Below are 9826 nucleotides of genomic sequence, written 5' to 3' on the forward strand. Positions count from 1 at the left end.
TACCCCGAGCGGGCTTAGCCCAAGCCGATCAACCCCAAGAGGTTGCCGCGCAGCAACAGCGCAATTTCGCCTGAAAGATCAAATCGTAGGCTGCAGTTTACACGCGTACATTGTGCGACGCAGCAGTCATCAGGGAGACACAGGGAGGTAACGGGCTAGGGTTTTCGAGGGTAACTCGCGCGACACGCGCAAGTCGAAGCCCGGTCGATTGCTGCAAGCTGTGACTGAAATGTCATAGGTTAGGTCGTAGCATTTTGCTAATTCTTCCCGAGCAATAATATTTGTTAAAAGTCTTTTATGGTGGGGACCATGAAGCCGGCGCACATAGCCTTCGCAACGATCATCCTGGCGGCCGCCCCCGCGAAAGCCGAGCAATTTTCGATCAACGACGCTTTGCGTCAGGCGATGCAGACGAACCCGGCGGTGGGCGAGGCGTCTGCGAACCGCCGCGCGACCGAAAGCGAGCTGCGCCAAACCCAGAGCACGCTTTTGCCGCAGGTGCGTATCGATGCGAGCTACGGTCCGGAAAAATTCGACCAATCGCCCGGCTTCGTCGCGCCAAGCATTGCGGTTCCCACGACAGGATCCGGGCCGTGGCGAAACGGGAGCCAGGAGTCGGTTGTTGTCCGACAGCTTCTTTTCGATGGTTTCACCTCCATTCACGAAGTATGGCGCCAAAACGCACGGGTGAACGCCGCCGCTGCACGCGTCAAGGAACGAACCGAACTCATCGCTCTCGATGCTGCCGAAGCTTACGTCGATGTCGTGCGCTATATGCGTCTGGTTGGCCTCGCCGAGCAGAACGTCGCCAATCACGACAAGATCTTCTCGAACGTGAACTCCCGGTTCTCGGGCGGACGCGCTGGTGAAGGCGATCTGGAGCAGTCGAGGGAGCGCGTCGAGGCCGCTCGGGCCGCCCTGGCCGAGTTCCGCCGCAGCCTCGAGGACGCGCGGGCGAAGTACCGCAAGGTCGTCGGCGTCGAGCCTTACAACGTACGCTTCCCGGGCCCGTTGCGGGGACTTCCCGCAACCCGGGATGAAGCGCTCGCGGTGACGCTGCGGTTCAACTCCACGATCAACGCGGCCCAATCCGATGTCGATGCCGCCAAGCACGCCTTCAAGTCGACGGACGGCCTGTTCGCTCCGAAATTCTATCTCGAAGGTCGGGCAACGCACTACGACAACTCGTTCCCCTACGTTGCGGCCGCCGGCTCGCCCGCAGTCACCCATGAGGACTACAGCGGCAAGGTGGTGATGTCCTGGGACATCTTCCGCGGCGGACAGGACGCTTGGAATCGCTCGGAAAAGGCTGAACGGTTTACGGAGGCGACCGCCCGGCACGCTCGCTTGCAGCGGGATGCCTATGAGTCGATCGACAAGGCCTGGAACGCCCGTACCGTGACCCAGACCCGCATTGCGGCACTGACTGGCCAGCTGGAGGCGGATCGCAAGACCATCGCCGCCTTCCAGAAGGAGTATGAGTTGGGCCAGCGCTCCCTCATCGATCTTCTGAATGCCCAGAATCAGTTCTTCAATGCCCAGGTTTCGCTGACGTCGGCACGCGCGGTCGTGGTGTTTGCCGACTACCAGTTGCTCGCCGCGACCGGAACCTTGATCGAATATCTGAAGGCCGCTCCTCCCGTCGATGCAGCTCCGACCGATCTGAACCTGTTCGGCCTGCCCGACTACAAGCCGCCCACGTTCCGCTGGACACTTCCCCAGAGTGGTTCGGAGCCGCTGCGGACTGCGGTCCCGGCGCCGACGGCGGCGCCCGTCCGCCTCTCCTATGCTCCGAATGAACCTGTCACGTCAGCTTTCGGTGCGCGGTTCTCGGGCGAACCTGCGGAGGCGTCAGCCAAGGTTCCCGGCGTATCAGCCTGGTTTGCTCAACGCGAAAACTCGACCGGGCCGATCGTCCTCGAGAGCTCGACCAGCCAGCGCAGCTCATACGCCCAGACCGAGAAGCCCCATTGGCTACTGACGGCATTTTCGCCGACTGCGAAATAAATCAGTCGAACGGCTGACTTACAAAAGCCCGCACATCCGTGCGGGCTTTTATTTTGGCTCCCCCCGATAACGCACGGATAGCCTTTCAAATAACGCGCGGATAGCGTTTCAAACCCAGCGATCATTAATCCTTAATCGTGACGATCCAAATAAGTAAATGAATTAACTGGCGATTTGTCGTATCCTTTACGAGCTTTTGCTTTCATCGTTTTTCATTTAAGGCGTATCAGCTTGTTGTTCCATCGAGCAAAGAAGTCTCTGGTCCAGGATGCACGGCCGGCCAAGAGCGGCGAAGAGCGAACGGCATCAAGAGGGGACGAGACGGTTGGAGCGAGAGAACGCGATCCGTTGGTGGACTCGCTCATCTTTCTGGCTGGACATCACGGCAGGGCCGTAACCCGGGAAGGACTGCTCGGCGGTCTGCCCATCGTGGACGGACGCCTGACAGTGTCTCTCTATGACCGCGCGGCACGTCGCGCAGGCCTGGAGACCGAGGCTACCAAACGCAGATTGACGGACATCCCGCCTCTCGTTCTTCCGATCGTCCTGATCATGAAGAACGGAACGACGCTGATCCTGCTGGGCGTCGACGAGGATAAGCGTCTCGGCAGGGTGATTGATCCCAGCGAACGGCCGCATGTACCGCGGATGTTGGCTTTGGATGCCATTGCCGCTGAATATACGGGTTATGCGTTCCTCGCGCGCGCAGCCGCCGAGTCGGACGCGCGAGCCGTTGCGGCTGGCAGCCTTCCCCGCCAGCACTGGTTCTGGTCCGTCGTAAAGGCGCATTGGCGCAACTACGGGCACATCGCGCTGGCAGCGCTGCTCATCAACATTCTGGCCCTGGCGATGCCGCTCTTCACGATGAGCGTCTATGACCGGGTCATCCCGAACGGAGCCATCCCCTCGCTGATCGCGCTTTCGATCGGCATGGGTCTGGCAATCGCCTTCGATCTTGTCCTGCGCATGGTCAGGAGCAAGATGATCGACGTCACCGGCAAGACCATTGACGTCGTCCTCGCGGCCAACATTTTCGAGCATGTCATGGCCGTGAAGATGTCGCAGCGGCCGACCTCGGTCGGCATAATTGCCAACCAGCTCCGCGACTTCGATTCCGTTCGTGAATTTTTCACGTCTGGCAGCGTGGTCTCGGCAACCGATTTGCTGTTTGCCATCCTGTTCGTCGCCGTCCTCTTCGTCGTCGCCGGACCCCTGGCCTGGGTACCGCTGCTGATGCTGCCGGTGATGATCGGAATCGGCCTCGTGCTGCAACGTCCTCTCAATCGGGCGATGAAACGCTTGCAGGCGGAATCGGCGGCCCGTCACGGGGTCCTTGTCGAGTCGCTTGCTGGGCTCGAAACGGTGCGCGCGTCCGGTGGTGAGGCGCGGATGCAGACGGCCTGGGAGCGTTCGGTTGCGGCGACGGCCAGATCCGGCGAGGCCGTGCACTTCTGGTCATCCCTGGCGTTGACCGCCGCAAACTCGGCTCAGATGTTGACGAGCCTGCTCTTGGTCGTCATCGGCGTCTTTCTGATCCAGAACGGCACCCTGACGGTTGGTGCGCTGGTCGCAGCCAACATGCTGGCCGGCCGCGTCCTGGCACCGATTGCGGGCATCGCCTCCGTGATCACCCGCGGCACTCAGACTTTCTCATCACTGAAATCCATCGATCGCATCATGACCCTGGAACGGGAACGTTCACCTGAACGAACCTATGTCGCCAGAAGGATCGAGCAAGGCACGATCAGTTTCGACAATGTCTCGTTCACCTATCCCAATGCTCCCGGAAAGGCGCTCGACAAGGTCACGTTCAAGATCCAGGGCGGCGAGCGCGTGGGAATCATCGGGCGAGTTGGTTCAGGGAAGACCACTGTCGGACGCCTGTTGCTCGCCTTCTACGAGGCGCAGGATGGCCGCGTTCTGGTCGATGGCGTCGACTCGCGCCAATACGATCCCGCTGATCTGCGCGCCGGCATCGGCTTTGCGATGCAGGATACCGATCTGTTCTTCGGCAAGCTGCGCGACAACATTACGCTGGGCTATCCCTCCGCAACGGACGAAGAAGTGCTCGCGGCGGCGCGCTTGTCCGGCGTCGAAAGCTTCATTGCCGGTCATCCCATGGGCTACGACATGCCCATTGCGGAAGGTGGGCGCAGCCTCTCGGGCGGGCAAAAGCAGGCCATCGGCCTGGCGCGCGTCTTGATCCGCAAACCCAAGGTTCTGTTTCTGGACGAACCGACCGCCCATTTCGACGTACGCAGCGAAAGCGAATTCCTCGAACGGCTGAAGAAGCTCGATGATGCACAGATGACCATCATCATCTCCACTCACCGGCTTTCGCTCCTCAGCATGGTCGACCGCCTGCTGCTGTTCGACAACGGCCGACTGGTCGCCGACGGACCGCGCGACCAGGTCTTGAGCCTGTTGCAAGGCAAGACCCCGTCCACCGAGACCGCCGCCCCTCCCCGAGTTGTTCAACCCGTTCCGGCTGCGCAGAAATCCAATGTCAGCTGATTTCAGTTACGCCAACGATATCCGCGCGGCCGTCAAGCTGAAGACGCCGAGAACGTCGCGAATGTTGCTGTGGGCCTTCGTCGCCCTGATGGCCACGTTCCTGGTCTGGGCTCATTTTGCCGTGCTTGAAGAGGTCAAGCGCGGCAACGGCAAGGTTGTGCCCTCGCGGCAGATGCAGGTTGTCCAATCTCTGGAAGGTGGGATCGTCGGTGACATCCTCGTCCAGGAAGGAGCGGTGGTTCAGCAGGGGCAGTCCCTGATGCGCATCGACGACACCAAGTTTGCTTCCGAGTTCGGCGAGATCAGGGAGAGGCGCGCCTCGATGGCTGCGCGCTTCGCGCGCCTTGAGGCCGAAGCGAACGGTCGTAGCGAGGTGGTTTTTCCTGACCGGATCGAAGAGGTCGCCCCTGCGGCCGTGGCGACCGAACGGAGCGTGTTCAAGACCCGCGGTTTGAAAGTGGCACAGGACGTCGACGTCCTGAATCAACAGATTACGCGGCTGACCCAGACATCGGGCCTGCTCGATCGCGAGCTCACGCTGACACGCAAACTCTACGAGCAGAAGGTCGTTCCCGAAATCGAAATGCTTCGGCTGGAGCGTCAATCGGCAGATGCGAAAGGCCAGATTGCAGAGGCCAAGGCCAAGATTGCGACCACGATCTCGACCTTCCGCGCCCAGGCGGACGAAGATCTGGCCAAGGCGCGGGCGGACCTTGCCGTCCTGGACGAGAACATCAAGTCCGCCCAGGACAGGGTGCGTCGGACGGATCTGCGCTCGCCCGTTCGCGGCATCGTCAACAAGCTGAACGTCACCACGATCGGCGCAGTCGTTCAGCCTGGCGCGAACCTCATGGACATCGTCCCGCTCGACGACACCTTGCTCGTCGAAGGCAAGATCAGGCCGCAGGATATCGCCTTCATCCGCCCGGGCCAGGATGCGGTCGTCAAGATCTCTGCCTACGACTCTTCGGTTTATGGCCATCTGGCCGGCAAGGTCGAGCGGATCAGCGCCGACACGATCCTCGACGACAAGGGCGAGTCGGCGCAGCGACCGGAGACCTACTATCGCGTGATGGTTCGAACCGACAAGAACCATCTCGGCACCGAGGAAAGCCCGCTACCGATCATTCCAGGTATGATCACGACGGTCGAGATATTGACCGGCAGGAAGAGCGTTCTGGATTACATCATGAAGCCGGCGCGCACGTTGCGGGATGAGGCTCTGCGCGAGCACTAGAGCCTCCGCAGTCCCCCTTGCTTAATGTGCCCTTAACGCACGATGCCAAGCTTTAGCATTGCCGGAGGGGCGCGGTTCACCGCGCCGGCTCATTCCCGGCCACGCCTGCCCGGTTTTAACCCGACTTAAGCGCGCCCACGCGCACGCTCGCTCCCGATAAACAGGTCGGGATGACGATCAGGCGCGCAAAGACGCCGGCGACGTCCCGAATGATGGGGACGGTCAATGAAGTCGCGTTTGGAACGGCGGCGGCAAGGCGTTGTAGCGCTCGCGGCGGCCATGCTGGTTTCGCTCAGTGTTGAGACCCCGGTCGCGTTTGCGGCCGATGCCGGGCCGGTTGATCCGACCGAAATCGCACCATCCGGTGCTGAGATGATCCAGGCTCCCGCGACGTTCTTCACGATCAACGCGGTGCTGGCAAAGCTGGACCGCCAGCGTGGCCGTGGGCCGAATGCCGTACGCCTGGCGGCGCTCACGCCCCCCTCCTCCACAGCGACGGATGCCCTGCCCGAGGCCGCCGCTCCGGCCGTGGCGATGCTCGGCAGCGAACCCTTCGGCCTCTTCACGTTCCGGGCACCCGACAGCGCGATCTGGCGCAAATGGCGCACAGTTGAGGGAGAGATTACGCAGGATCTGGCCGTGCTCGAGCGCTGCCGGTCCGATGCCGCGGGCTGCCCGTCTAATGCCGCGCAGTTCCTCAGGCTCGTCGGCGCCGTCAAGGCCAAGTCCGGACGGGCTCGGCTCGAGGAGGTCAATCTGGGCGTCAACACCGCGATCCGCTATGTCAGCGACCTCGTCCAGCATCGGGAGCTCGACCGCTGGAGTTCGCCGCTGGCGAGCTTTGCGACGGGCAAGGGCGATTGCGAGGACTACGCCATCGCCAAATACGCCGCATTGCGCGAAGTGGGTGTCCCGGATGCCGACATGCGCCTGCTCCTGGTCCGCGACCGCACGGTCCGGCAAGACCACGCGGTGCTCGCGGCCCGTCTCGATGGTCGCTGGATGATCCTGGACAACCGGTGGGCAGGCCTGCGGGAGGACAACGGCGAGCTGAACTTCACGCCGCTGTTCGCGATCAATCACGACGGCGTCAATCTGTTCGCCAAGCCCTACGCGAAGACCGCACCGCTCACGGCTGAAGCCGCCCCCGCGGCCGCAGCATCGGAATGGGCGGGCTCGGAGCCCGTGGATCCGGCCGGCGGTGGATCGCTGAGCTCGCTGCCGCTGCTTCTGTGAGACAAAACAAAACCGCCGGCGAGAGGTTCGCCGGCGGCTTTGTATTACTCTACAGCCCGCTTACGCGACGTGAACCGCGTTCGCTGCGGGGATGCCCGTGCTGATATGGGCAAGGTCGACCGCATGAGCAGCTGTGTTGTCAGCTGAATAAAACAGCTCGTTCGTGGTGGTGTTGAAGAAGAAGTTCGACCCCGCGAAGGCGCTGTTGTGGGTCTGGTCGTTTGCACCCGTCGTCCCCGAATTGAAGGTGACGGATTGCGCCGTATTGATCGTCAGGTTCAGGCTGGCAACGTCGACGACGATCGAATCGCCGGCGTTGAAGTCCGAAATCGTGTCATGACCACCACCTGATGCCTGCAGCACGAAGATGTCGTTACCACCGTTACCTTTCATGGTGTCATCGGCCGTGCTGCTCTGCAGAACGTCGTTCGCGGCCGTACCGGTCATGGTGTTGCCTGTAATCTGCACATCCAACGTGGTCGCGGCCGTCGTATCACCGTCGGCATCGACATTCGAGACGTTGAACTGCAGATCGGCAGCTTGGGTCGTCGTCGTCGTCGTGATCAGGCCGATGTCGGAGATCTTGACGACGTCGTTGTCCACCGTGCCGGCACCAAAGGCCTCGGTTCCCGAACTGGCGCCGGTAGCGCCAGTTCCGACGGCGCCGTTGAAATTAACGCCGCTACCGGTCAGACCCTCGGTTGAAGTGATCACCTGTGCACCATCGATCTGCCAGTTTCCAGCACCGAGACTGGGCAGATAGTCGTTGCTCTGGATGATGATGACGCCGTCGTTGTTGTCGAGCGAGATACCGAATCCCGACGGCGGCGGGCTGGCCTTGGTGAATACATCGGAGTTATCGACGACAAGGGCAAGATGCGTTGTCGCGCCATCATCGGCAGTGCCAGCAATACCGTCTGCACCCACGTCGATCAGCTTCAAGTTGACAACGAGATCTTCATTGTTGAACCCGTCGAACTTGAGGAACATCGTCGAAGCTGACGTGATGTCCGTGTGGTTCAGGAAGCCCTGCGGATTAGATGCGAAGAAGTTGAAGTCGAGGATTTCGCCTTTTTGAATGGTATCACCTGCCACACCGTTGGAGCCTCCGGACACCGAGACCCACGTGCTGCCCGCCGCGGCCAGCGTTTCGCCTTGAGTGAAGGCGGAATTTCCTCCGGCCGCCAATGGGGTGCCATCCTCGCCGGTAAACTGAACCCAGAAGGTCGGACTCAGTTCGGTGACCATGACGGCCGGTTGAGTGCTGTCTGTCGCGTTCGAGTTGGGCTGATACCCCGTAAATGCGAGCCCCTGCGACGTCTCAAGCGTCGTGAAGCTGCTGATCGGGCTATCGAGCAGGAGATTATAAGTGCCATTGACCTTGTCAAAGGTCAGAGTGCCCGTATCGGTCGTAAGCGTGCTTGAGGAAGGATCCGCCTGATAGTCGAACGTGACATGGAAGACGGCGCTCGTTGCGCTTTCGGACGACCACGTCACCGACTGGTTGGAAATGGCGTGCGATCCGACGGTGCCAGTCAAAGTGATCGGCGCAAAATCCGAATGGGTCGAGTCGTAGATCGTGTGGGCGTCGGTCCCGATGTTGTACTGATAGATACCCGTACCACCGGTATGTCCGGCCCCGTTCGCGGAATTGGCGTAGACCAGGTTGGTTTCCGCGATCAGCGTCGGTCCGCTGTCCTGGATCGTGAACACGCCCGTACCGAGGTTGATCGCGGCCGACGCGTGGTCGCCGTCCGCGTCCGTGATCGTCTGCACCACTTGCAGCAGATTGGCGTTCGAAAGCGTCAGGGTCGCCGGATCATCCGGATTTGTAGGATCCGGATTCCAGATATTGTTGACCTGCGCGAACGTCACCACGCCGGTCGTCTCGTCGATCGTGATCGTGAAATATGTGATGTTGTTCGCCGTCCCCGTGATCGTGTCACCGGATTGGTTCAGCACGATCTGCGTGCCCTGACCGATGCCGTCACCGTCATTGCCGATTCCGGTTGCGGGCTTCACATCGGTCGGATCCAGCGCATACAGCCCGGACGCAACGTTCGCGCCGTTCAGCGTCAGGGTGTACTTCGTGGTGCCGGCACCGTCCGTCCCATAGCTTCCACCCGTGAAATTGTCGGCAAAGTTCGCTGTGACGGTAGCCAAACCATTCGGTGCGGTGTGGACTGATGTATCAGTCCCTACCGGACGAGTTTCATCGAGCACCAGCGTATCCGTCGGGCCGGTCACCGTGCCCGCCGTCGGGCCGTCGTCCTGGATCGCGAACACACCGGTGCTGAGGTCGATCGGCGTCGACACATGGTCGCCATCCGCATCCGTGATCGTCTGCACCACCTGCAGCGTGTTCGCCGCAAGCGTCAGATTGTCCTGATCGTCCGAGTTGGTCGTGTTCGGGTGCCACAGATTGTGCAGCTGCGTGAACGTCACGTCACCCGTCGTCTCGTTGATGGTGATCGTGAAGTACGTGATGTTGTTCGCCGTGCCGCTGATCGTGTCGCCGGACTGGTTCAGCACGATCTGCAGGCCCTGGCCCGGATGCGCCGGGTCGACGTCGGTCGGATCCAGCGCGTACAGACCCGACGCGACGTTCACGCCGTTCAAGGTCAGCGTGTACTTCGTCGTGCCGGCACCGTCCGTCCCGTAGCTGCCGCTGGTGAAGTTGTCGGCGAAGTTCGCCGTGAACGTCGCCAGACCCGTCGGCGCCGTGCCGCCGGCCGTGTCGGTCCCGAGCGCGCTCTCGTCCAGGATCAGCTTGTCCGCCGTCCCGACCACCGTGCCCGCCGTCGGGCCGTCGTCCTGGATCGCGAACACACC

At 61.5% G+C, this 9826-nt stretch carries 5 protein-coding genes; 4 read left to right on the forward strand and 1 reads right to left on the reverse strand.

Going from position 1 to position 9826, the window contains the following annotated elements; translation table 11 throughout:
* The first annotated feature begins 309 nt into the window (after window positions 1-309).
* From JQ631_RS28090 to JQ631_RS28105, 4 genes are all read left to right on the forward strand, one after another.
* Window positions 310-2007 carry a TolC family outer membrane protein gene (locus JQ631_RS28090; RefSeq protein WP_212332384.1) on the forward strand — a complete coding sequence of 566 codons (1698 nt, stop codon included), beginning with the start codon at window positions 310-312 and terminating at the stop codon, window positions 2005-2007.
* 351 nt (window positions 2008-2358) lie between these two features.
* Window positions 2359-4521, forward strand: a complete 2163-nt coding sequence (locus tag JQ631_RS28095) for a type I secretion system permease/ATPase (RefSeq protein WP_349645027.1) — start codon at window positions 2359-2361, stop codon at window positions 4519-4521.
* On the forward strand, window positions 4511-5758 hold the full coding sequence (locus tag JQ631_RS28100; RefSeq protein ID WP_212332386.1) for an HlyD family type I secretion periplasmic adaptor subunit: 1248 nt from the start codon (window positions 4511-4513) through the stop codon (window positions 5756-5758). The genes JQ631_RS28095 and JQ631_RS28100 overlap by 11 nt, the downstream gene beginning before the upstream one ends.
* A gap of 279 nt (window positions 5759-6037) precedes the next feature.
* Entirely contained in the window at window positions 6038-6994 is a 957-nt protein-coding gene (locus tag JQ631_RS28105) for a transglutaminase-like cysteine peptidase (protein WP_212332388.1), read from the forward strand.
* 60 nt (window positions 6995-7054) lie between these two features.
* Here JQ631_RS28105 and JQ631_RS28110 read toward each other — a convergent pair.
* A partial coding sequence (locus JQ631_RS28110) for a DUF5801 repeats-in-toxin domain-containing protein (protein WP_249161138.1) occupies window positions 7055-9826 on the reverse strand: 2772 nt, incomplete at its 5' end.

The sequence above is a fragment of the Bradyrhizobium manausense genome, assembly GCF_018131105.1.
GTDB classification, from domain to species: domain Bacteria; phylum Pseudomonadota; class Alphaproteobacteria; order Rhizobiales; family Xanthobacteraceae; genus Bradyrhizobium; species Bradyrhizobium manausense_B.